General features: G+C 48.0%; 18 protein-coding genes. 9 read left to right on the forward strand and 9 right to left on the reverse strand.

Features of this window, described 5'->3' with window-relative positions:
* Positions 1-25: 25 nt before the first annotated feature.
* The 6 genes from KIK04_RS08505 to KIK04_RS08530 all read right to left on the reverse strand — a co-directional run bounded on the left by KIK04_RS08505 (position 26) and on the right by KIK04_RS08530 (position 10,619).
* Positions 26-448, reverse strand: coding sequence for a PaaI family thioesterase (locus KIK04_RS08505; protein WP_232277834.1), 423 nt, complete (start codon positions 446-448; stop codon positions 26-28).
* 125 nt (positions 449-573) lie between these two features.
* Positions 574-2,253 carry a long-chain-fatty-acid--CoA ligase gene (locus KIK04_RS08510; protein WP_232277835.1) on the reverse strand — a complete coding sequence of 560 codons (1,680 nt, stop codon included), beginning with the start codon at positions 2,251-2,253 and terminating at the stop codon, positions 574-576.
* Between the two features lie 84 nt (positions 2,254-2,337).
* Positions 2,338-4,113: an acyl-CoA dehydrogenase FadE gene (locus KIK04_RS08515; RefSeq protein ID WP_232277836.1), complete on the reverse strand. Its 1,776-nt coding sequence runs from the start codon at positions 4,111-4,113 to the stop codon at positions 2,338-2,340.
* Between the two features lie 94 nt (positions 4,114-4,207).
* Positions 4,208-5,392 carry an acetyl-CoA C-acyltransferase gene (locus KIK04_RS08520; protein WP_232277837.1) on the reverse strand — a complete coding sequence of 395 codons (1,185 nt, stop codon included), beginning with the start codon at positions 5,390-5,392 and terminating at the stop codon, positions 4,208-4,210.
* Between the two features lie 298 nt (positions 5,393-5,690).
* A complete protein-coding gene (locus KIK04_RS08525) occupies positions 5,691-8,087 on the reverse strand; it encodes a 3-hydroxyacyl-CoA dehydrogenase/enoyl-CoA hydratase family protein (RefSeq protein ID WP_232277838.1) in 2,397 nt (798 codons plus the stop codon).
* Positions 8,088-8,435: 348 nt separating this feature from the next.
* Positions 8,436-10,619, reverse strand: coding sequence for a heterodisulfide reductase-related iron-sulfur binding cluster (locus KIK04_RS08530; RefSeq protein WP_232277839.1), 2,184 nt, complete (start codon positions 10,617-10,619; stop codon positions 8,436-8,438).
* 310 nt (positions 10,620-10,929) lie between these two features.
* On the opposite strand from KIK04_RS08530, the gene KIK04_RS08535 reads away from it, so the two are divergent.
* From KIK04_RS08535 to KIK04_RS08555, 5 genes are all read left to right on the forward strand, one after another.
* On the forward strand, positions 10,930-11,517 hold the full coding sequence (locus tag KIK04_RS08535; protein ID WP_232277840.1) for a fatty acid metabolism transcriptional regulator FadR: 588 nt from the start codon (positions 10,930-10,932) through the stop codon (positions 11,515-11,517).
* Positions 11,518-11,675: 158 nt separating this feature from the next.
* Positions 11,676-12,443 (forward strand): electron transfer flavoprotein subunit beta/FixA family protein, encoded by a 768-nt coding sequence (locus KIK04_RS08540; RefSeq protein WP_232277841.1) that lies wholly within the window; start codon positions 11,676-11,678, stop codon positions 12,441-12,443.
* A 38-nt stretch (positions 12,444-12,481) separates the two neighbouring features.
* On the forward strand, positions 12,482-13,462 hold the full coding sequence (locus tag KIK04_RS08545) for an electron transfer flavoprotein subunit alpha/FixB family protein (RefSeq protein WP_232277842.1): 981 nt from the start codon (positions 12,482-12,484) through the stop codon (positions 13,460-13,462).
* A 346-nt stretch (positions 13,463-13,808) separates the two neighbouring features.
* Complete coding sequence (locus KIK04_RS08550; RefSeq protein ID WP_232277843.1) at positions 13,809-14,093, forward strand: hypothetical protein; 285 nt, start codon at positions 13,809-13,811, stop codon at positions 14,091-14,093.
* A 404-nt stretch (positions 14,094-14,497) separates the two neighbouring features.
* A complete protein-coding gene (locus KIK04_RS08555) occupies positions 14,498-16,369 on the forward strand; it encodes a bifunctional metallophosphatase/5'-nucleotidase (RefSeq protein ID WP_232277844.1) in 1,872 nt (623 codons plus the stop codon).
* A 96-nt stretch (positions 16,370-16,465) separates the two neighbouring features.
* Here the strand turns inward: KIK04_RS08555 and KIK04_RS08560 are convergent, their stop codons facing one another.
* From KIK04_RS08560 to KIK04_RS08570, 3 genes are read right to left on the reverse strand one after another with little or no spacing between them, the layout of a single operon-like run.
* On the reverse strand, positions 16,466-17,137 hold the full coding sequence (locus tag KIK04_RS08560) for a DUF1266 domain-containing protein (RefSeq protein ID WP_232277845.1): 672 nt from the start codon (positions 17,135-17,137) through the stop codon (positions 16,466-16,468).
* A gap of 17 nt (positions 17,138-17,154) precedes the next feature.
* The gene (locus KIK04_RS08565) at positions 17,155-18,579 is read right to left on the reverse strand and encodes a J domain-containing protein (RefSeq protein ID WP_232277846.1); all 1,425 of its coding nucleotides are present in this window, start codon (positions 18,577-18,579) and stop codon (positions 17,155-17,157) included.
* The gene (locus KIK04_RS08570; protein WP_232277847.1) at positions 18,576-20,273 is read right to left on the reverse strand and encodes a molecular chaperone HscC; all 1,698 of its coding nucleotides are present in this window, start codon (positions 20,271-20,273) and stop codon (positions 18,576-18,578) included. The genes KIK04_RS08565 and KIK04_RS08570 overlap by 4 nt, the downstream gene beginning before the upstream one ends.
* A 1,182-nt stretch (positions 20,274-21,455) precedes the next feature.
* Between KIK04_RS08570 and KIK04_RS08575 the strand changes: the two genes are divergently transcribed.
* The 4 genes from KIK04_RS08575 to KIK04_RS08590 all read left to right on the forward strand — a co-directional run bounded on the left by KIK04_RS08575 (position 21,456) and on the right by KIK04_RS08590 (position 25,392).
* On the forward strand, positions 21,456-22,631 hold the full coding sequence (locus KIK04_RS08575) for a LacI family DNA-binding transcriptional regulator (RefSeq protein WP_232277848.1): 1,176 nt from the start codon (positions 21,456-21,458) through the stop codon (positions 22,629-22,631).
* A gap of 54 nt (positions 22,632-22,685) precedes the next feature.
* Positions 22,686-22,952, forward strand: coding sequence for a glycoside hydrolase family 130 protein (locus tag KIK04_RS24405; RefSeq protein ID WP_442951145.1), 267 nt, complete (start codon positions 22,686-22,688; stop codon positions 22,950-22,952).
* Positions 22,953-23,296: 344 nt separating this feature from the next.
* A complete protein-coding gene (gene pnuC / locus KIK04_RS08585) occupies positions 23,297-23,941 on the forward strand; it encodes a nicotinamide riboside transporter PnuC (protein ID WP_232277849.1) in 645 nt (214 codons plus the stop codon).
* 149 nt (positions 23,942-24,090) lie between these two features.
* Complete coding sequence (locus KIK04_RS08590; RefSeq protein ID WP_232277850.1) at positions 24,091-25,392, forward strand: helix-turn-helix domain-containing protein; 1,302 nt, start codon at positions 24,091-24,093, stop codon at positions 25,390-25,392.
* Positions 25,393-25,407: the final 15 nt, after the last annotated feature.

A 25,407-nucleotide genomic window follows, 5' to 3' on the forward strand; every position in this document is an offset into this window, starting at 1 on the left:
CCGTTATCCCTTAGCTGCAAAGAGGTCATATAACGCGGAATGTTCCTGTACCAATCGTTCCTAATGTACCACTGCTGCTTTCCACCCTGCCCGTGCAAGTGAGCGTACGGCGCGACTGATGAATAACCTCCACGGTCACGATAAGTTCATCCGCCTTCAATGGTGCGACAAAATTAATATTTAAATTCGATGTAACCGTACTCTCATTAGGTCGGAGCAGCATCGTAGCTAACCCCATAGCATTATCGAGTAACGAGGCGAGCACACCGCCGTGGACGATGCCGATTACGTTCAAATGGTGCGGCTGTGCATCAAGTTTAAGCACAACCTTAGCAGGAGAAGCTTCGACAATTTTACAGCCGATATAATCCCAGAACGTGCCACGCGCACGTTCCTGCAAAGTGTCCAGCCACCCCTCTTGTCCTTCCACATCTGGCTTCGAACTCATCGTACCGATTCCTCCTGATTTGTACTACACGTACCTGCTCTTATACAACAAAGGCACTATAAAGGCACAACAAGAGCACAACTCCACCACGCTCACCATACTCATGCTCATACCCATGCCCGCTCTTATTGCTTCAATGTGGTCGTCTCTTCCTCCAGCAGGGCCCGCTTTAGTACTTTGCCTGCAATCGTCTTCGGCAGCTCTGACCGAATTTCGTATTGGCGCGGCACCTTGTAGCTGGCTAACCGAGAGCGACACCAGTCATTAAGCTCTTGTTCGGTTACATGCTTGCCAGCACGCAGTACAATGTATGCTTTGACGGTTTCACCCCGATAGTCATCTGGAACACCGATGACACTAGCTTCTTGGATGTGAGGATGCTCAAATAGCACCTCTTCAATTTCACGCGGATAAATATTGAATCCGCCCGCGATAATGAGGTCTTTTTTCCGATCCACGACCGTAAAAAATCCTTCCTCATCCATTCGGGCCATATCGCCCGTATAGAGCCAACCATCGCGCAACATCTTACTCGTCTCGTCAGGGCGCTTCCAATACCCTTTCATCACCTGCGGCCCCTGAACGACTAACTCACCAATCTCGCCAACAGGCATCTCTACGCCAGTCTCAGGGTCAACCACCTTCGCATCCGTATCCGGAAACGGAATGCCGATCGTCCCATTTTTCCGCTTCCCCCACAATAAATTAGCATGGGTTACCGGTGAACTCTCAGACAGCCCATAACCTTCAATTAGCTTGCAGCCGCTCAATTTCTCGAACTTCGTCTGCACCTCAAGCGGCAGCGAAGACGCTCCACTAATGCACATTTGAATAGAAGATAAATCATATTCAGCAATCTTGGGGTGATTAATGAGCGCAATATACATCGTTGGCGCCCCGGGGAACATCGTCGGCTTGAGCCGATGGATCGTTCCTAGTATTTCTTCGGCATCAAACTTAGGAATAAGCACATTCGTGCCGGCACTCACGATCGATAAGTTCATTAATATCGTCATCCCGAACACATGGAAAAAAGGAAGCGCTCCCAAAAATACATGCTCGCCTCTCTTCGCCTTATAAAACCAGCGGGAAGCTTGCAACGTATTCGCAATTAGGTTCGTGTGCGTCAGCATTACGCCTTTGGCGACACCAGTCGTGCCGCCCGTATATTGCAGTAGCGCAAGCTCATTGTCGACATCGACATCGACGCATACTGCCTCCTGCGAGGCGTGCTGTAGCAAAGCGCGAAAGGAGAGGACGCCCTTGCCGTAAGGGACGTCCAGATTCGCTCCACTGCGCCTAGCTTTGAACGGATAAAGCACATTTTTAGGAAACGGCAAATAATCTTTAATGGAAGTTACGATAATATGCTCAAGCTCGGTCTGACGCTTAATCGCATGTACACGTGGGAACAGCAGATCGAGCGTAACGATGAGTTTCGCTTCGGCATCGTTAAGCTGATGCTCCAATTCCCGCTCCTTGTACAGCGGGTTGGTGAGCACAGCGACAGCGCCAATCATCAGCGTGCCGTAGTAAGCAATTACCGTCTGCGGACAGTTCGGTAGCATAATGGCAACGCGGTCGCCGCGCTTAACGCCGAGGCTAGTCAACACGTTTGCAAAGCGATACGAAGCGTCCAACAGTTGCTCGTAATTTATTTTTTTACCCATAAAGTACAGGGCAGTACGGACCGGATAGTCACGTGCCGCATGAATGAGAAACCGTGCTAAGTTGTGTTGTGGATACTCGTAAGTTGAGGCGATCTCACTAGGATAATGACAGAGCCATGGCTTCTCCAATGGCATACAAGCTCATCCCTTTCCCCAGGTTCACGCCGTCAATAGGCGTTGTTGGTTAGCGTGTAGCCGTTCTCTCGACGATAACAACCATTAGACGACGTATTTTTCTGCGTCAATCACACGCGCCGCAATGCCGCGCTTCAAAGCTACAGCATCAATCGGTGTGTTGCGGGTCAGCTTTTTCAAGATAGACAGCTGTGTCCGCAATAGGTCACCACTTTCCATCGTCGCAAGGGCCTCTTTCGCAAAACGTTCAATATCATCGAATGCTTCATGCACGTATACCTTCGTCATTTCAATCGCATTCGTTGCTTTTTCTTCGCCGATTTTATCAATCATTTTACGCGTACGAAGCATCGCACTCTCCATCGCATAGACGAGAATCATCACGTCCGCCAAGTTGCTGAGCACTTCCTGCTGCTTCTCAAGCGCCATGCCGTACTTTTGTACCGCCAAGCCGCCGATCATCAGGAAGATCTTTTTCGCCATCGACTGCAAATGAGCTTCATGCTCTAACGTGCCGTCAAACGTCTGCCCAGGTACGATCTGCATCAGCTCCGCTTGCAGGCCTTGTGCTTTTTGCATCAAAGGCAACTCGCCTTTCATCGCCTTTTTCACGAGTGTGCCAGGAATGAGCATGCGGTTAATTTCGTTCGTGCCTTCAAAAATGCGGTTAATGCGCGCATCGCGATAAATCCGCTCGATTTTATATTCCTGCGTAAAACCGTAGCCGCCATGAATCTGGACGCCTTCATCTGCGACGAAGTCCAGCACTTCCGACGCAAACACTTTATTAATGGAGCATTCCAACGCGTATTCTGCAATGCTCTTCGCCAGCAATTGACCGGAATCCGGTTGATTTTGGTCAATGTCCTTCATGCTTGCATCGATCAAGCCCGACGTACGATACACCATGCTTTCCGTTACGTACGTACGGATGTTCATGTCCGCCAGCTTTTTGCCGATTAACGGGAACGCGGACAATGGCTTGCCGAACTGCGTACGCGTATTCGCGTATTTAGAGCTGAGATCGATCGACTCTTTCGCTGCTCCAAGACAGCCGGCACCCAATTTAAATCGACCAATGTTCAAAATGTTAAATGCAATAACGTGACCACGGCCAATTTCACCGAGCACATTTTCAACAGGCACCTTCACATCCTCGAAAAATAGCGGACACGTAGATGATCCTTTGATGCCCATCTTCTTCTCTTCAGGCCCGATCGTAAAGCCCTCCATATCACGTTCTACGATAAAGGTCGTAAAGTCTTTGCCGTCCACCTTCGCATACACGATGAAAATGTCCGCAAAGCCCGCGTTCGTAATAAATATTTTGGAACCGTTCAAAATGTAATGTTGGCCGTCGTCAGACAGCTTCGCTGTCGACTTCGCTCCCAGCGCGTCCGAGCCGGAAGTAGGCTCTGTTAAGCAGTAAGCTGCTATTTTTTCGCCTGTAGCCAGAGTAGGCAAATATTTGCGCTTCTGCTCCGGCGTTCCGAAAAACACGATCGGCAGCGTTCCGATGCCGACATGTGCACCGATGGACAGCGCAAGCGATGAAGCTCTGGCTAACGTCTCATTAATGAGCGTAGAGCTGACTTTGTCGAGGCCAATACCGCCATACTCCTCTGGCACATCGGAGCCAAGCAAGCCAATCTCTCCCGCTTTACGAATCAGCTTAACGGTCAGCTCATAATCGAGCTTCTCAATTTCCTCATCGTGAGGTACGACTTCACCGTCCACAAAGTCACGCGTCGTCTCCATCATCATGCGCTGCTCTTCAACAAAATCCTCCGGTGTAACGACTGTGCTCGCCTCAACATCATCAATAATGAAACTGCCGCCTTTCACTTTCGTGTCCAACATATTCTATCTCTCCTTTATATTATAATGATTACGTTTACATTTGGGATAAATTTCATCTAAAAATTAATTGCCGTAAGGCGCTTAATAAGCGCCTTTACTCTCCGTACACCTCAAACACTCCCGCTGCTCCCATGCCACCACCAATACACATCGACACGACACCGAATCCTCCACCACGACGACGCAGCTCATGAATGAGCGATGCAGTCAGCTTCGTGCCTGTGCAGCCGAGTGGATGGCCAAGGGCAATAGCTCCCCCGTTCACGTTCACCTTGCTTTCATCCAGCTCCAGCTGACGAATAATAGCCAAGCATTGCGAAGCAAACGCTTCGTTCAGCTCAAAGGCTGCCACTTGCTCCTTCGTAATGCCCGCCATTTTCAACGCCTTCGGAATCGCTTCGATCGGGCCGATCCCCATTACTTCCGGATCAACGCCCGCTAGTGCAAAGGAGCGGAAGGCCGCGATCGGCTTCAGGCCGAGCGCTTCTGCGCGTTCTCTGCTCATCAGCACAGCAGCAGCAGCACCGTCACTCATTTGCGAGGCGTTGCCCGCTGTTACCGAGCCTTTAGTCGAGAACGACGCCTTCAGCTTGGCTAAGCCTTCTACTGACGTGTCGGAGCGAACACCTTCGTCCGTATCGAAGACGATATTTTTCTCCCACGGGAGCCCATCTGCACCAATGCCCTTCACACTCGTCGGAACAGGCACGATCTCATCCTTGAATTTGCCTTCCGCGATGGCCGCAGCCGCTTTGCGGTGGCTGTCATAAGCAAATTGGTCTTGTGCTTCACGGCTAATGTCAAAGCGGTTCGCCACATTTTCCGCTGTGTGGCCCATACCCATGTACACTTGCGGCATATCAGCCACAAGCTGTGGGTGTGGTGCAAGCTTGAAGCCTGTCATCGGGACGTGGCTCATGCTTTCAACACCGCCCGCTACGATGACATCCGCGTGCCCGAGCATAATGCGTTCAGCGGCATAAGCTAGCGACTGAAGGCCTGATGCGCAGAAACGGTTGACGGTCACCGCTGGTACGGTCGTCGGAAAGTCAGCATACAGCGACATGATGCGGGCAAAGTTAAGGCCTTGCTCTCCTTCCGGCATCGCACAGCCGATAATGACGTCTTCGACGTCCTCTTTGCGCAGGCCCGGCGCCCGGCGAATCGCTTCATCTAACACGATGCGTCCCAAATCCTCGGCACGTGTATGCGCTAGACTGCCGCGCTTTGCTTTGCCAATCGGTGTACGCACGATGGACACTATGACTGCTTCTTTCATCGTAATCTCCCCTCACCTGTATCTGATTTCCATTTATTTAATCCCATTACTTATTCACATCGCTAACCAATGTTACATAACGTATCGCTACGAATTGTATCAATACAAGGTAACTGTTATATGACAGCCCAATATGCAACTCCTTATAGGGCTCGTTACACGGCTCGTTATACAGTTCGATTTACAACTCGCTTTACAACCACCCTTTGAACAGTAGCCCCTATCGCATTGCACGGCAGCTCCCATCGAAGCCACTTTGAAGCCACTTTGAAGCCAGAAGCCTCTCACATTCCAGCCCCTAGTTACGCAACGGCTTACCTGTCGTTAAAATATGCTGCATCCGCTGCTGTGTCTTCGGCTCACCTGTTAAGCTCAAGAACGCCTCGCGCTCCAAATCGAGCATATATTGCTCGCTCACATAACTGTTCGCTGGCACATTTCCGCCCGCCAACACATGCGCAAGCTTGTTGACAATGAGCTGGTCGTGCTCGCTGATGAAGCCACCTTGGCGCATCGTGTACGCACCAAGCTGCATAACCGCTTTGCCTGACTCACCAACAACGCGAATGCGCTCTTCAACGGGCGCAACATAGCCCGCGCGATCCATATCCAGCACCGCCATTTTCGCTTCATAAATGCGGTGGTCTTGGTTAATAACGACCGAATCTTGCGGTGCCATATAGCCAAGCCGCTTCGTGTCATGACCGCTTGTCGACACTTTAGCCATACCAATCGTTTCGAAGTAGCTATTCATAAATGGCTGTAAATCGACCTCCGGATTGCTTGCCAAACGGCTCGTGCGCAGTGCTACCTCTTTGCAACCTCCACCCGCTGGAATAAGACCAACCCCAACTTCAACGAGCCCATAATACGTTTCAGCTGAGAAAATGACCTTATCCGCTGGCATACACGCCTCGACTCCGCCACCGAGCGTCATCTGGTGTGGTGCAGCAACGACTGGCTTCGCTAAACGTTTTAGCGCCATCATGCTGTTCTGGAATAAGCGAATAATGCCGTCTACTTCATCCCATTCGCCGTCCTGCGCTTCCATTAATAGAAGCATCAAGTTAGCGCCGACGCAGAAGTGGCGTCCTTCATTTGCAATGACGAGACCGCGATAGTTGTTCCGCACTTCTTCCGCGCTCTTTTGAATCATCGCTAAAATGTCCCCGCCAATCGCGTTATTTGGCGAGCTGAACTCCAGACACGCTACATCGTCGCCGATGTCAATTAAGTTCGCACCCGAATTGGACAACACAATTCGGCTCTGCTCTTTCAACGCACACAGCGAAATATGCTCCGGACGAGCTTCAACGGTCGTTAATGCACCGTCATAATAGAACGCGCTGCTTCCCGCTTGCTTCACGTAGAAGCTGGTATTGCCCGCTTCGATCCAAGCTTTCACCCATTGTGGCAGCACATCTCCTTCTGCCTCCATGCGCTGTGCGCTTTTTACAAGACCGATGGCATCCCACACTTCAAACGGACCGAGGTCCCAATTGAAGCCCCACTTCATCGCATTGTCGATGTCGGCAATGGTGTCCGCGATTTCGCCCAATTTATGAGCGGAATAGAGCAGTACAGGCTTCAGCACGTTCCACGCCAGCTCCGAATAGCGGTCACCTGCTCCGAGGAGCGCCTTCATTTTGCCTGCTGTACCTTTGGCAGCCTTGGCCGCTTCAAGGGAAGCTCCCTTCACCTTTTGCGAAGGCGCATACTCCATCGTTTCTAACTTCAGCGCCTGAATCTCTTTTCCGGCTGCTGTTTTTACTTTTTTGTAGAAGCCTTGACCCTGCTTCTCTCCGATCCAACCTTGCTCAACCATGCGACGCAGCACGCTCGGAACATCAAAAATAGCTTTTTCCGACTCATCCGTCGTCGTGCTGTGCACATTCCCCGCCACATGGACGAAGGTGTCGAGACCGACAAGGTCCAGCGTACGGAATGTCGCGCTTTTCGGGCGGCCCATAGCAGGCCCTGTAACGGCGTCGATTTCTTCGACGGTGTATCCTTTTTGCAGCATCTCACGCAGCGTAACGAGCAAGCCGTACGTACCGATGCGGTTCGCAATAAAGTTCGGTGTATCCTTAGCTGCCACAACACCTTTGCCGAGGCGCTTCTCACCGAAGGCAGTCATGTATTTCACGATTTCAGGGTCAGTCGTGTGCCCTGGAATCACTTCAAGCAGCTTCATATAGCGTGGCGGATTAAAGAAATGAGTGCCTAAAAAATGTCGTTTAAACTCTGCCCCACACGGCTCGATCATCTCGTTAATCGAGATACCTGACGTGTTCGAGGACACGATTGTACCTGGCGTCCATACTTGCTCGATGCGTTGCAGTAGCTGCCGCTTCACGTCGAGACGCTCCACGATGACTTCAATCACCCAGTCCACCTTGGACAATTTATGCAAGTCGTCCTCTAAGTTGCCTGGTGTGATGCGCGCTGCAAAGGCTTCGCTGTACAACGGCGCTGGATTCGTCTTCTTCAGCCGCTCAATGGCGGTCGTCGCGAACTTGCTGCGCACCTTAGGGTGCTCTAGCGTAAGCCCTGCTTTTTCCTCATCTTCGGTAAGCTTTGTTGGGACCATATCAAGCAGTAGACAGGGGATACCTGCACCCGCTAAATGTGCGGCAATCGCCGCTCCCATAACACCTGAGCCAATAACGGCGGCTTGCTGAATCGGTTTGACCATGTTCGGAAACCCTCCTGTGCGGAAAATGGCGAACTTTATATCGTTAAATATGTTGTAACCGTATGAAAGATGATGGGTGGTCTAAGTTGTCACATGTAGAGTTGCGATAGATGAAGTTAACATGATGCTGCTCGGCCTTGGTGCGAAATCGTGATGTGGGATCGTGATGTGCGGTGATGCTTCATGTGCGATGGTGCTTGATGTGAACGCTCAAGATGTAAGGTAGAGTGTCGTTAATCGTAGGTGTAGTGAAGACTCGTAGATGTCCTTTTTTCTCGTAGATATGCCTTGTTGTGGATACAGCTTGTTGTAGATATGCCTTGTGAAAATGAAAGGTTTGTATTCCAGCTACACCGTTACAGCTTCTTTATCCCCCGACGAGACGGGGCCAAATACAGCAAGCTCCAACAGCTCCGCAATATCCCTTGTTTGCACGCTTTCCTCCGTGTTCAGCAGCTTCGTGCCATCTTCCATCATCGTTAGACAGAATGGACATGCCGATGAAATCACGGTTGGCTTCACTTCAAGCGCCTGCTCTGTGCGGGCTAAGTTCACCCTTTTCCCTGCTGTTTCTTCCATCCACATCATGCCGCCGCCAGCCCCGCAGCACATGCCATTTTCCCGTGTACGCTCCATCTCCAACAGCTCTACGCCTTGAATCGCACGCAACACGTTGCGCGGCTGGTCGTACACGTTGTTATAGCGCCCCAAGTAGCAAGAATCGTGATACGTTACACGCTCACTTACCGTATGCTTAGGCACGATGCGACTATGACGAACAAGTTCATCAAGCAGCTCACTATGGTGCAGCACTTCGGCTTCAAGGCCGAATTCGGGGTACTCATTCTTGAGCGTGTTGTACGTGTGCGGACAAGTCGTGACGATTTTACGCACATTGTATTTCTGGAAAGTGCGAATATTTTCTTCGCACAGCTGTTGGAATAGGAATTCATTGCCCATGCGCCGCGGCGTGTCGCCGGAATTTTTCTCCTCGTTGCCGAGGATAGCGAAATTGACGCCCGCTTCATTCATTAAGCGGACGAACGCCCGCGTCACTTTGCGGCTGCGGTTGTCATAGGAACCCATCGAGCCGACGAAGAACAACACGTCGAAATTCGGGTTATCCTTGACCGTTGGGACGTTCAGAACGCCCTCTGGGTCAACCTCTTGCACCCATTTGATGCGGTCGTTACGACTGATGCCCCATGGGTTGCTTTGGCGCTCAATATTTTGCAGCGCACGCTGTCCATCATGCGGCATACTGCCTTGCGTAAGGACGAGGAAACGGCGCATATCAATAATTTTATCGACATGCTCGTTGCCGACGGGACACTGGTCTTCACAGTTGCGACACGTCGTACAAGCCCATATTTCCGACTCACTCATCACGTCGCCGACAAGTTCCAGTTCGCCTGGCGCTCGCCCGTCTGCCACAGGCAACCAAGACTGAGTCTGTGCTTGCATCGTCGCGCCAATATCAGTGATGCCTGCCCCGTTCCATGCTCCAAGATCCTGCCCTTCCAGTTGCATCGCATGCGTTTGCACGCCTGAGAACGCAAATGCAGGAGCCCAAGGGGACTTCGAGGTGACAGCCGCACCCTTTTCGGTTAAATGGTCACGCATCTTCGTAATCATATGCATCGGCGACAGCCATTTCCCTGTGCTCGCGGCTGGGCATACATTCGTACAACGGCCGCATTCCACGCATGCATATAAGTCAACCAGTTGCTTCTGCGTCAAGTCCTCGATTTTGCCGACGCCGAACGATTCCGCTTCTTCGTCTTCGAGATCCAGCTTGCGAAGCCGCCCTACAGGCTCTGTACGCCGCAAAATGATGTTAAGCGGTGCCGTAATAAGATGAAAGTGCTTGGACTGCGGCACATACACCAGAAAGGCAAGCAAAATGAGCAAGTGAGCCCACCAGCTAATGACATACAGCACGGTCGCTGCCCCTGTCGACATGCCTAACCATTCGAACGGCATTGCAATTAGCGATGAAAATGGAGCATGCCATGACGGCTCCAACCCTTCACGTAAACGACTAAATGCTTGGGTAAACAAGACAGACAGCATCAAGCTATAGATGAAGAAAAGAACTAGGCTCGGCTTCCAGCCTCTTTTCAGTCGCTTCAGCTTCTCTCCGTAACGGCGGTAAGCAGCATAGCCCATCGCGATTAGAATAGAAGCAACTGTCACCTCTTGCAGCAGTTCGAAGGCAGCAAATCCCGGAATGGGCAACGAGTAACCTGCCAGTCCTTTGAAAATAATATCAATTGCGCCCAGCTGCAAAATGAGGAATCCATAAAAGATTACCAAGTGCATGATTCCACTTTTGCGGTCCTTCATCAGCTTCGTCTGCCCGAATACTTGCCCCATAAATTCGCGCAAATTGTGCTTAACTCGCCCGTTCCAATCAACTGGCTGCCCTAACTTGACGTACAAGTAACGATGGTAAACCGCTTTGGCGAACCAATAGACGCCGAGTCCAGTGACGCCCAAAAACAGCAACAGCTGTACGAACGCTCCTGGCATCAAAACCAACTCCTTTCTGAGATGTCCATGGCTTAATTATCGAGTGAATGATAGAAAACGAATGAACATTCATTCATTTTATAATAAAGCGCTTTCAATTGCTCCTTCATAACGAAGATACAAACTCGACTCCCCCTACACGATCAGACAATAGCTTAGTAGACCACTCTACACGCCCCGACAGTTGCACGATTTCATCGCATAGAAGTCGCAAATGTCATTGACAAGGAAATGTTTGTATTTTATGATAGCAGCAACTGAATGAGTATTCATTCATCGGTTAGCCATATTTTAACACCGAGGTGATTCCATGACAAGTAATAAAAAAGAAAAATATACCCAAATTCTCGAAGCCGCCTTAAAAGTGTTTGCCGAGCACGGGTATCACCGCTCTCAAGTTGCTCGGATTGCTAAAGAGGCTGGGGTCGCTGACGGTACTATTTATTTGTATTTCAAGCGGAAGGAGGATATTCTTATCTCGCTATTTCAGGAGAAGCTGGGCGAGCTTGTGAGTAAATTCCACGCAACCATCGAGCAGACGACCAGCGCGAAGGAAGCGCTGCGTAAGGTGTGTGAGATTCATTATACGGAGCTGGAGGGCAATGTTGACCTTGCCTTCGTGACTCAAATTGAGCTGCGTCAAAGCTCGCTAGATCTGCGCAAAGAAATAGGTAAAGCGATCAAACCATATATTACCTTAATTGAGCAGCTGCTGCAAAAAGGGATCGAAGAGGGCCTATTCCGCCCCGATCTAGATGTGAAGCTGACACGATTGCTCTTGTTTGGAGCGATGGATGAGGTCGTAACTTCTTGGTTGATTTCCGGCCGAAAATATTCGCTGTCCGCGCAAGTTGATGGGACGGTTAACTTCTTTTTCAAGGGTATTGAAGCACCTTAGCAAGCTGTAACGTTTAACGTTGTCGAAGATCACTCTTTTGAGTTTTAGCCTAATGTTGGCCTGTGTAACTGTATGTTACTCTCCTTAGATGCATTTGCTGCGAGGTTACTCGGCATTCTCTTACTTCATCCATTTATGAACGAAAGGGGTAGTGCAAGATGAACATTATCGTCTTAGTAAAGCAAACGTTTGATACGGAGGAAAAAATCGTTGTCGAGCAAGGTACGGTAAACGAAGACGGCGTTAAATTCGTCATTAATCCTTATGACGAGTATGCGGTTGAGCAAGCTATCCAAATTCGCGACGATGCAGGCGGAAAAGTAACGGTCGTGTCGGTCGGCCCTGAACGAGCGGCAGAAGCGCTGCGTACCGCGCTGGCCATGGGGGCAGACGAAGCTGTGCTTATTCATGACGACCGCATCGGCCATGATGAGCAAGCTGTAGCGGCGGCGCTGCACGCCTTTATCGCGCAGGAGCAGTACGATATCATTCTCGGCGGCAATTTCTCCGTCGATAACGGAGCAGGTCAAGTTGCTGTCCGATTGGCAAAAATGCTTGGCATTCCGCACACTTCTTCCATTACGAAGCTGGACATCGCCGCTGGCAAAGCAGTCGTTCACCGCGACGCTGAGGGCGATCTCGAAGTGGTTGAACTGCCGCTTCCCGCTTTGTTTACAGCACAGCAAGGCTTGAACGAGCCGCGCTATCCTTCCTTGCAAGGCATTATGAAGGCAAAGAAAAAGCCGTTCCGCGAGCTATCGCTTGACGATTTGAATCTTGATGTTGGAGCTGTTGCTGCGCGTACAGCACGCACAGAGCTACAGCTCCCCCCTGCCCGCCAAGCTGGAAAAATCATTTCCGGCGAGCCGGCAGCGCAGGCACAAGAGTTGTTCCGTCTGCTGCGTACAGAAGCGAAGGTCATTTAATTCCTATTTCTTTGCATTCATAAGGAGGCGACTTTATCATGTCCAAAACATTTCTTGTTGTAGCTGAAACGAGAGGCGGATCTTTACGCCAAGTATCCTATGAAACGATTAGCGCAGCACGCACAGCTGGCGGAACCGATACGGCTGTAGCAGCCGTGCTGCTTGGGGCTGGCGCAAGCGCATTGGCGAACGAGTTGGCGCAGTACGGCGCTGATCGCGTATATACAGTCGAGCATGCCGACTTAGAACATTACAACCCGCAAGCTTATTTTGCTGCTCTACATGCGGTCGTGCAATCGGCACAGCCCGATGCCATTTTCTTCGGGCATACCGCCATCGGCAAAGATTTGGCGCCACAGTTGGCCGCCGAGCTTGGCACTGGTCAGATTTCGGATGTTACTGCGATTGAAGTGGACGGTAGCGGCGAGACGTTATTTACACGTCCTATTTATGCTGGCAAAGCGTTGGAGAAAAAAGCGTTCACCGCTTTCCCTTGGATCGTGACGGTGCGCCCGAACAATATCACGCCTTTGGCGCCTAATGCAACGCGCACGGCAGACACGGAGGCGATTGCTTATCCAGAGCCTACGCTGCACACGATTATCCGTGACGTGGTACGAAACACGTCAGGCAAAATCGACTTGAGCGAAGCCAAAGTCGTCATCTCAGGCGGCCGTGGCGTACGCAGCGCAGACGGCTTTAAGCCGCTGGAAGAGCTGGCCGCCGTATTGGGCGGCGCGGTTGGCGCTTCACGCGGAGCATGTGACGCGGGGTATTGCGACTACGCGCTGCAAATTGGGCAGACGGGCAAAGTCGTCACGCCGGAGCTGTACATCGCCGCAGGCATTAGCGGCGCTATCCAACACGTCGCGGGTATGAGCTCATCACGGGTCATTATCGCCATTAACAAAGACCCCGAGGCACCTATCTTTAAAATTGCCGACTATGGTATCGTAGGCGACTTATTTGAAGTAGTCCCCCTGCTTACGGAGCAGTTTAAGCAAGCGTTGCAACCTTAATGCTGAATTGAAATGAAGGGATAACACGGAACTTATCTTATCTTTCCTTACAAAAAGCTGACATCTAGTAAATGAGATGTCAGCTTTTTAAATCTAGGATATTAGACAGTATGCTATTGTGATTTCATCAGCTTGTGTCCCTAAAAATAGTTTAATTGCCCAGTCCCCCTGAAAATTCAGGCGCATACGATGTGTCAAAAATAAGAGAAAAGAGGGGCGCACAACCGGATTCGTTACAGGAACGGTTGAGTCCATAAGTACCGACATTAATGTCGATTATGGAACATATGCAAATCTCGGTGTCATCCAGTTCCGCAATCAAACCATTGTCCTAGGTACAACTCCCGTGTCGTTGCCAGGTGACTCCGGCTCTGTATGGCTGCGCAATAGCGACAATTTTGTTGCCGCCGTAAACTTTGCATCGACTTCAAATGGACTACGTTCGATTAGCTATCCTTTTAGTTGGCTTGCACAAATATTCGATGTGGATGTAGCTAAACCTAATGTCGTGTCTGGAACTGGACGTGTAAAAAACAAGCGCAAACACAGCTACGCCTATGTGAAGCCTCTCACTAGCAAACAACTTGCTTCTATAAAAGTCATTGCGGTAAGACGTAAAAAGAAAAGCTAATCTGCATACGAATATGGCGACTCCAACCCTTGGCAGGCGCCTGATTTCATTCGTGGACGAGCCCACACCCGCTTCACCTAACATGGAAGCAATCTTGCGCGGTAACTCATGGCCGCTAACATCATTTTTTTTACAGGCCAACGCAAATTCCAGTCGTCATTTTCAACCTACTTGCAGCACATATTTCAAAATAAATAAAATTTTCAGAAAATGCCATATCCATTTCAATTTCAATTGAAGAAAAAGTAAACAATATATGTGATCGATTTACAATAGAGGATTATTTTGAACTGCTTTTCCTTAAAAAACTTTTATTTTCCCTCTTGTTGAGATGTCGAACATGTCCTACGATGGTATTAGTACCATACTACTATTAATGATACACAGATGGCGGAGGGGTCATAATGAAACGCACGAAATTAGGGGTAGCCGTTTCTTTAACGGCGATTTTAGCTTCAGTACTTGCAAGTCCAGCTTATGGTGCACCACTTAAACCGATTAATCATATCGATTGGATGCAGAACAAGCAATACATTTCTGGTTCTACAGACGGTTTGGCGTTAGAGCGCCCTGTCACAATGGCAGAAGTTGTTGTTATGTTGGCACGTGTACAAGATAAAGAGAGATCGGTAACTCAAGTTGACGCATCTATCCGTCACTGGGCTGGCAAGGCTTTGACATGGGCGAAGCAAGAGAACGTTGTCACTTCCGAGCAGTTGAAGCAACTGAATACTCCAGCTTCTGCATCGTTCGTGCAGCAAGCAGCTAAAGCAGCAGGCGTTGAACTTGAATTGACAGGTGAAACAATTTCCCGTGAAGCGTTCTTTAAAGCTTTGGGCGATTCCATCACAATGCATTTGACAATCGGACACACGAATGATGTGCACGGTCACATTACTGAAGATACTCGCGGCAAAGAAATGGGTTACGCTAAATTGGCGACACTCATGAAAGCGCTTCGCGAAGAAAATAAAAATACGCTGCTTATTGATGCAGGCGATATGATTCAAGGTACAATCTACGTTAACTTGTCCAAAGGCGAGTCCGTTACAGACGTGGTGTACCCACTCGGCTATGACATGATGGTCGCTGGTAACCATGAATTTGATTTCGGTCATGAACAATTAACGAAATTAACAAAAATGTTCAAGTTCCCAGTATTGGGTGCAAACGTATTTGATGCACAAGGCAAACCAATGTTGAAGCCTTACGTAATTAAAGAAATCGAAGGCAAGAAGTTTGCTTTCCTTGGCCTCGTAACAGATGAAACGCCAATTACGACGCATCCTGACAACGTAAAAGGCTTGAAGTTCGAAGATACAGTGGAAACAGCGAAGCAATGGGTTCCTAAATTGCAAAAAGAAGCGGACCACGTTATTCTCGTGTCCCACTCCGGCTTGGCACAAGATCGCAAAATTGCACAAGAAGTTAAAGGTGTAGACCTGATTATCGGTGGTCACTCCCATACGCAACTTAATGAGCCAGAGCTTGTAAATGGCGTGTACATCGTACAAGACTGGGAGTACAGCAAATCCCTTGGCCGCGTAGATATGTTCTACCACAAGGATGAGCTTGTTCACTTCTCCGGCGGCTTGATCGAGTACAACAAAGATACGAAGCCAGACGAAGAAGTTGCGAAGCTTGTCGATAAAGTGAAAAAAGACGCTGACGGACTGTTGAGCGAGAAAATTGCTAAAGCAAGCGTTGCTTTGGACGGTGGCCGTGATAAAATCCGCTCCGAAGAAACGAACTTGGGTAACATGATCGCTGACGCAATGTTGGAGCGCACACGCTCGATGCCAGGCTTCGAAGCAGATGTTGCTTTGACAAATGGCGGCGGTATCCGTACGTCTATCCCAGCCGGCGAAGTTACAAAACGCCACTTGTATGACGTGCTTCCGTTCCCTAACACGTTAGCCGTTGTAGAAGTTACGGGCACTGATTTGAAAGCTGCGCTTGAAAATGGCGTTAGCGATATCGAAGCTGGTGGCGGACGCTTCCCACAAGTTGGCGGCATGTCCTTTACATTTGACGTGAAGCAACCTGCTGGCAGCCGTGTTACTGACGTAAAAGTTGGCGGCAAAGCGCTTGAAGAAGCTAAAACGTACCGTGTAGCTACGAATGACTTCCTGATCGCAGGCGGCGACGGCTACGAGTCGTTCAAAGGCAAAAAAGCGCTGAACACAGGCGTTACTTTGTACGAAACTGTTGAAGATTACATCATCAACAAAAAAGAGTTGTCCCCTAAAGTGGACAACCGTATGGTAAAAAAATAAGTTAGTCTGGTTCTTCCAAGTGAAGTAGACCCGAATAACATGCAGCGACCGTTTCCCAATAGCTCCACTGGGAAACGGTCGCTACTCTTTATACGATTAATGCGGCAACAAAGGTTGCTCCCATTTCACTTTGTTAAACAGTAAAGAGCTGCCGCTCATCAAATCAAACATCGCGGTAATACGCACATAGTTCTTAATGCCTTCGTGAGCAGAGAAATATTGATTCCCCACTAAAAATGCTATGTAAAAGTCATCCCAGCTGCTATACGATTGCTGAATTAATCGGGCCGCTCTGATCTTGTTTTCCCAAGCCTCTTCCTCCGTAATGTACTTCTTGGCCACACCGATTCGGCTCAAATAAATTGCCCAAGCACATCCAAACGCGGTAATGTTACCGGAAGGTAGCTGGTATAAACATTTATGAACGACATCCAGCTTGGCATGATCACTCTTTTCATCGCCAACCTCCACATACTTGTTGCGTGCCTGTTCGGAGAGCGCAAATAAATGAGCATGCAAACTTCGATACTCTTCACGACACCCATCGTCCAGCAGCCAAGCAATCTGTTTCTTCAAATCGTCATCATCTTTGAGTTCCCATAGTTTAAACGCGTCTAAAAACGGCCATTTCCACCATAGCTTATTAATGAGCTTAAACTCATAGGCTACATAGTAGTTCCTCATCCAACCATGGATACAGCCGGATGTAAGACAGCGAAAATAAAGCTCTAGTGATTTTTTTTGTTTCTTTGAGTATTGACTGAGCATGCAGCATCCTCCTGATGTTAGGTTGAGAACAAATACGCTGTCTTACACGTCTTCCACAAGTTCTTGAGTACAATAAACAGGACTACAATCGTCCAGACGTAAGATAGATCTACGAACAATTCGCATACCCCATACACCAACAAAGTCATCCAGCTTAAATTTAAAAATACAACAAAATGGTTAAGTAAATCGTACCATGCCGTTTTTCGCCTTATTTCGGGGCTAAAGTTGTTATATTTTTGTGAATGTAAGTTCTTATTTCGCAAACGCAACATCTGTACACCATGGCGAAAATGATAGAAGCGATTTAATGCGACCATTTTCTGCTCCGTCTGCTGCCATGCCGCTTCCACATTCCCCACTGCGACATGACATTGCAAGGACAAGCATATGACATCTTGCTGCTCAGGATAACCCTCTAACAGCGATTCGCATTCTACCCATGCTTCCTCGTAGCGTCGCTCGTCATATAGTAGTTGTGCACGCAGCAAATACGCTTCCATTTGAACAGGTTGCAACGCGATGGCGTGATTGAGGCATACTAGCGCTTCGTCCACTTTTTCAAGCTGAATAAAATTTTTCGCTCTTATCAGTTGCAAGTCTGGATCATCTTGATATAAGTCATTAGCCTCTGCTAACGTGCTTTCAAGAAATCCCCTCATATCGGGGTCATCTTTCATGAGCATAAACTGCGCGGATTGACGCAAGTTTAAATATTCTTCAACATGAGCAGCATCTGGCTCCTTAATCGCAAAACAGATATAGCCAAGCGCCATGACTCCTTCTACTTGCTGCAACACATACGTAACTAGCCCTTCTTCGTAGCATTCCAGCATTTCTTCCCTATTTTCACGAAGATCAAATGTATCATCTAACAATTTCCACACTTCATGCGGCAAATGACTGTTCCGTCCCAAGAACTCCATTAGCTCATCCAGTCTCGCTTCGTGTTCCCCGATATCCCATGTGAAGTCTTCGTTAAACAGCGCTTGCCATTGGTGTAGATTCACACGCAGCGAAATATCTTCATACAACTTCTCAAGTTGGCGATAAAATGGGCTGTTGCCATCTTCCTCTGTATCATCTTCGTCAGATTCAGCTATGTATGTTTCCATCCACGTCTCTTGTCTGAACTCGACTTGCACAGTCTCCATAGAATGCTTGGTCTGTTCGATCTGTTCGACCTGTTCAGTTAGTTCAGTTAGTTCAGTCAGTTCAGCTGATTCATTGTAGGAGTCATCTAATTCATCCAATTCGCTAAATGCGGCTTGTGCCGCTTGTTGTCTAGACTGCCTCAGAGCAGTATCATAAGCTTCCCTCAGCTGCTGGTAGCCACTCGGGTCTGACTCCGGATGATGTATTTTGAGCTTTGCCGCATACGCCTTTTTAATAACGGACATATCCTTCGTAGGCTCTATACCTAGTACATCCCATATTCTCACGTGAAATATTCCCATCCTTCCATATGAGCCAACTGCTGCTTGTACAATTCAGCAGCTTTTTCAATGATTCGGCTATTTTGCGTCTGCAAGGCTTGTTCAAATTCTCGTATGCAGCGAGCTATCATTTCACGCTTCTCTCCCAGCGCCTCTTCATACATGCGCTCCCCACTAGCAAGCAGCAACCTGTTCTCCGCGCGGTCGCGAGGATGAATCTTAATGTTGCTTATCTCTAGCAAACGGGCTTCAATCTGCTCGTTCGTCAGCTTGCCGGGATTTTGCTCAATCACGATTCGCTCTTTCTTGCCGGTCGTTACACTAATGACTTCGACTTCAAGAATGCCGTTAATGTCGTATGTATACCTTACGTCTATGCTCTGATCCCCTGCCGGAGCCGGCGGGACATTAATCTCAACCTCACCAAGCTTTAGGTTGTTATCGACCCGTCTACTCTCCCCTTGGTATACATCGACCAAGATCATTTTCTGGTTGTCCTTTATCGTGTACAATCGTTCCACTCGGCTAACAGGTATCGGGGTATTTCGCTCAATAATCGGAAAGTAATGTCCACTGGATAACTGCCCGTTGTCCAATCTCTTCATTACACCCGTTCCAAGCGTATACGGGCATACATCCGTCAGTATCATTTCCTCCAACGCTTCATCTCTTTGCTTCAAGGCAGCCTGAACCGCTGCCCCCAAAGCTACAGTCTCATCCGGATGAATACTCGCATAAGGCACCTTGCCGAACATTCGTCCGATCGTATGCTTAATAAGCGGCATTCTGGTGGTGCCTCCAATCATGACAACTCCATCAAGATCAGTAGGTTGAAGGGAAGCATCCCGCAACGCTCGGATCACAGGCTGACGCAAACGAACAAGCAGCGGCAGCGCCAACTGCTCCAACTCTGCTCTACTTACTTGCAGCTTATATTCTTGCCCATGCACCGTCAGGCTCATTGTGGCAACAGGCTCCTCGCCAAGCGTGCGCTTGCACTGCTCCGCTTGCTTGTACAGAGCAGACTTTGCCTTCGGATCAGTCAACTCAATCTGCTTCTGCTCGATAAAATGAGTAACGAGCAGTTCGGTAAAGTCTTCGCCACCCAAATAGTTATCGCCAGCAATGGATTTGACCTCCATGACTCCTTCGAACATTTCTAGGATGGACACATCATACGTTCCACCGCCAAGATCGAACACGAGAAAGCTCGTATCCTGTCCTTTTTGGTGCAGCCCATAAGCAAGTGCAGCCGCTGTTGGCTCGCTAATAAGCCGCTCTACGGTTAATCCCGCCATTTCGGCCGCATACTTGGTCGCTTTGCGTTGCACATCGTTAAAATACGCGGGCACACTAATGACCGCTTCTGTGACTGGCTTACCCAAATAAGCTTCCGCATCCTCTTTGAGCGATCGAAGGATGAACGATGATAGCTCCTCCGACGTGAGAGTCAGCTGGCCCAAATGATACTTTTTATCCGTCCCCATAAATCGCTTGAAGGTGGAGGCCGTCAAATGGGGATGAGTAATTTGCCTTTCCTGTGCAACTCTACCTACTAAAATATCTCCGTTGTCATCAACACTTACTATAGAAGGAGTCAAATGCTCCCCTAGCACATTCGGTATGATAACTGCCTGAGCGCCATCCCAGCAGGCAACTAAACTATTGGTCGTTCCAAGATCAATTCCTATCATTCTCAAAGACTCCCTCTGCTACCATTTGATATCCATACAATCTAATATCCATATAATCTAGCTTGTGTTATCGATATCATTTCATTATTTCAAAATTTTAGACAACAGTAAACTTAGGAAAAGTCACGAAAGCCAAAATAACAAAGAAACAGGTCACTCGGTGTGCGTCTCGATTGGAGGCACTTCTCTAGCGTGCTATTATACTTTTTTGCAAGAGAGCCAGTACCTTGTGGAGGTGGTTGAATGCGTTAGGAAAAAGTTCAGGAGAAGTTCAGAAGAAACTCAGAAGAAACTCAGAAGACGCTCAGAAGACACTCAGAAGACGCTCAGAAGACGCTCAGAAGACGCTCAGAAGATGCACAGAAGATGCTCAAAAGAAGTTCGGGAACGATCCCCTGACGAGTAGGTAGTTTGCGAAGCGCTACGTTCTCATGCAAAAGATGGCATCCGCCGCTAACGGATCTCACGAAGCTTATTTCACCCATATTCATCGATGTTGATTTCTAACGGTTATCAGCGCGCTTAATTAACGTTTTTTGTTGCATCTTCAGCTATTTTCATTAGAATAAGCGCTACCTGAACCGTTAGATTTTAAAATTGCGTTTATTCGTAAGAATAACGACAATTGTAACCGTTAGAGGTAAAAGATAAGAGATAAGGGGCGTTTCATAGCCAAAGTACGTTCGCCATGGATCGGTGTCAGGTGCACTCCATTCTACAAACACCATTAACCTCTCTTGGACACTATTTCTGTTTGCTTCAAGTCTCCTCTAGGTTTCCTCCAGTCAATAAGCAGTTTCGGACCTCTAGCGTTTCTATCAGCTTGTATGATTTACAAGTTACCCAAGTCATTTCGAGCACTTACGTTTAATTGGATAACATACATACGAAAAAATTTTTAGCACAGCGGAAAGATCGAAGCTAGAAGCCCCTGAAATCCGAGTAAGCTTTAACACGATCTATCGCTGGCTATACGCGGTTTTGCTCGCACAAGATGTTGTCACCGCTGTCCACTGTCCACTGCCTGCTGTCCACTGTCCTCGTCCGGCAAGCAACGCTAACCTATAGTTGCAAAGCTGGTGCAAAAAGGTCGCTAAGCCAATGACTAGCGTAATCGCTCAACTTTACATTTGTAAAAAATGTAAAGCTCCCTTATACTGTTGCTAACACCAGTATGGAGCGTGCACAATGAGCCAAAAAGTTACGCAGCAGCAAATTGCCGATGCCTTACACCTTTCGCGCAACACGGTTTCGAAAGCGCTGAACAATGAGCCGGGTATGAAGCCTGCAACGCGGCAGCGCATTGTTCAAAAGGCGCTTGAGCTTGGTTATTCCAAGCTCCATTTTGATCTACATCCCAGCATCGAGCTGAATGTCAGTCGTGAAGCGAGTACAACATGGAGCGGATCAGCACACGACTTGGCATACGGATCGGCCAAGCAATCAGCAAATCGATTAACCCATGGATTTGCAAGCGAAGCAGCGCAAACTGCAAAAACAGCGAGTAAAAACAATTACCTTGTTTCCTTAATCACCCATTCCGATTATATGGGCAATCATTTTTGGTCACCGTTTATAAAAGGGTTAAACCTCTCCTTAAAAGAAGCTGGCTATACGCTAGCCATGACGCTTGTTGATATGGAAGACGAGAGCGAGCTGCGCTTGCCTCAACTATTTATGCAACAACCTCCCGCAGGCGTTGTTACAATCGGCCCATTTTTACGCCAATATTATGAACGCATTGCCGCAACAAGTATTCCTGCCTTATTCGTAGATACGTATGCTGATTTTGACATGCATCTGCTGAAATGCGATACGCTGCTTGTCGACAACAAGCGCAGTACCACTGAACTGACACGCCACCTGATAGCGCAAGGGCATCGCGACATTGGCTTTGTCGGGGACATAGGCTCATGCCTAAGCTACGCCGAGCGCTGGCAAGGATATGTTCAGGCGATGCGCGAATTCGGGCTGCCCGTAAGATCAGAGCAATGCATTACGAACATGCTCCCGCGTCACTATTATATGGAGGCTGAGCTGGAAGGAGCTTTTGCGCGAATGGCGAACAAGCCTAGCGCTTTCGTCTGTGCCAATGACACAATAGCACTTGATATGAAGCGGATCGCTCGGCGAGCCGGACTGCGCGTACCAGAGGATATCGCACTGACCGGATTCGATAATCTTGCTGAATCCGCTACCGCCCATCCCCCATTAACGACCGTGCATATCCCTAAAGAACAAATGGGGATGCGGGCCGGAGAACAGATTGCATGGCGAATGGCACACCCCGAACGCTCACAAGAGCTTATTCGTGTCGCTGTGCAGCCCATATGGCGACAATCGTCGACATATCAGCGTCAATAATGGTTCCCGTTACATAGCTATATCACCATGACAAATGCAAAGTGAGATTTATGTATGAGCCAAAGCCAAAACCAGAATCAGACCCAGAACCAGGACCAGAACCAAAATCAAAATCAAAATCAAAATCAAATCCAGAGCGAGAATCAAATCAAGATCGTCGGCGACGTACCAAACGTAGCTTTCCCTTGTGCATCGCTGGTCGACGCCCCTACTGGACGAATCGCCATTTATTATGGTGCGGCCGGCACGGTTACCGCATTGGCTTTTGGTTATGTGGCTGATATTATTCATTTTGTAAAAAATAACTCCCGTGTAAAGTAGCCCCGTTTCACTCGGCAACCTACTTACCACGCATTATTGTGCATTTGTAAACTAAATAACAAAATATGACAACTCAAAACTTGACATATTGTGCATCTCATTTTACACTCAAAGTATATTACATCAGTAATTTGCAAAGATGCTTACAACCCATGTATATATGCTTTCTTTGTAACCCCGAACAGGGCCTCTAACCTCGCGGCAATCGCGAAGCTAGGGGCCTTGTTTTTTTATGTATGCACCTGTATTTTCCTTGACAGTCCCACCTGAAGAGCGTAACATTTTTCACGTTATACCAGCTGGAATTACATCCTAATTAGAAGACACAAAGGGGAGAATAAGTCGTGTTCAGAAGTCCGATATTTGTCCTTATTGCGAGCATCATCTGCCTTGTTGTCGGCCTCACGATGAAGTCGAGTTACATCGAGATTTTCGCTTCTGTTACAGGCATCATTAATGTATGGCTGTTAGCGCGTGAGAGAGTGCTAAACTTCGCGTTCGGCATTATGGCCGTATCCGCCTTTATTTACATTTTCTATACGCAAGGACTTTATGCCATGGTCGTGTTAACAGCGGTTCAGCTCGTGCTGAACGTATACGGCTGGTATTATTGGAAAACGAGCAGCGGTACGGAAGATGTACGTTCTACGGTTCGTTTAGATGCAAAAGGTTGGACGATCTACAGCATCATCATTGTCATGGCATGGCTTGCTTGGAGCTGGTATCAAATTCAATACTTAGGTTCCGAGTTCCCTTACTTGGACGCTCTGACAGCTGTTCTTGGATTAATAGCGCAATATATGCTTAGTAAAAAGATTTTGGAAACATGGCATTTATGGATTGTGTACAACATCGTTACGATCGTGGTGTTCCTGTCGACAGAATTGTACGTCATGATTATTTTGGCTGTTATTAACCTTGCACTTTGTGTCGACGGCTTGCTGGACTGGAAGCGCAATTATGACCGCAAACGTACAGCAAGTGCGTAAGCAACTACGCAAGCAACGGCGCTAACCAAAACCGAACATTTAACGACTACAAGAGGAGCTTCATTAAGAAGCTTCTCTTTTTTATTCACAAACACATAAAAATATGGTAATTTAAACGGGTAATGAATATAAATCGGAAGGTGACGCCCATGAAGCTTAACATGCCACCAGAAACATTACTCCGAGAAATAGGCAGTGTAATGAAACAGAAGCGACAAGAATTGCAATTAAGCATAGTCGAGTTGGCAGAGCTTTCGGGTGTACATCAAGATATTGTATTACAACTAGAAGAAGGTTTAGGTACGGAGCTTGATCTAGCAACCATTTTTCCCATTATGACAAGCTTGAAGCTGCCCCCTACCATGATCATTAGCATCTTTAATGACACGAAGCAGCAACCTGAACAGTGGTTTTCCCTACTAATCGCAACGATCCCACTTCATGAGTATGAGTTAACGGCATCAATCGCCGCACAATTGCTAGAGTCCCCTAATCTGTATAACATTTTCAATGTGAAACGTTTATACGATATGATCACGACCACGTCATGGGACGACAGACTTCAATTGTGTTTATACGAGACCATTATTCAATACTGCACGACACATCACATCCGAATATTTATCGCGAAGAGCCTGCTTCAGCAATATTTAATCAAATGTAAAGATGACACTCAACTAGATATAGCATTCGAGTTCGGCCAACAAGTGCTTGAGCACGTGAAGTCACTTTCTGCTCCAGAAAAGATATTATTATATGCCAAAATGAGCATACACGCTTTCAAGCGATTGCAATTTAATGACTGTATCGCTCTATGTTCACACGTCATTAATAGCAAGGAAAAAAATGAGCTCCACCAAATGGAAGCTATTTATGCCGCATGCCGATCTTTTTACTTTTTAGGTAAATATAAATTCGCGAAACGATTCCTGCACATGTACAATACATCCTCTTCACCAGACGCCGAACAAAACAAGAACATCATGACCGCCATGCTATACGGCAAAACAGGACAAACCAAAACAGCCATAATCGAACTAGAAACTTGCTTAGCAACTACTTCACCGTCTAACTACGTCCATCTTGCAACGGAATTATTGGAATTATATTTGAAGCAAAATGACCTCCAAGCCGCAGCCGATCTGATCCAAGATGAGGACCGCATTATGGAATACCCAATAAGCTCACCCCTACAAGATTATCGGACAGCACATTTTCATAAACTTAAAGGTGACTTTTTTATACGCAAAAAAATGGCTCGCGAAGCTGTTCCCGCATACATCTACAGCTCGTTACATTATTCAAAAATAAATATGTACGGTAAAGTGTTCGAAATTGTGAACATGACGATGAAATACATGATAGAGTTTAAGTTGGTAGAGGACCCGAAGGAAAAAGCAAAGCAGCCGCCTCCGCCACCACATATGTGTTTCCCTTCACCCGAATGGTAAAATGGATTCTGATAC

The organism is Paenibacillus sp. 481 (assembly GCF_021223605.1).
Classification (GTDB): domain Bacteria; phylum Bacillota; class Bacilli; order Paenibacillales; family Paenibacillaceae; genus Paenibacillus_B.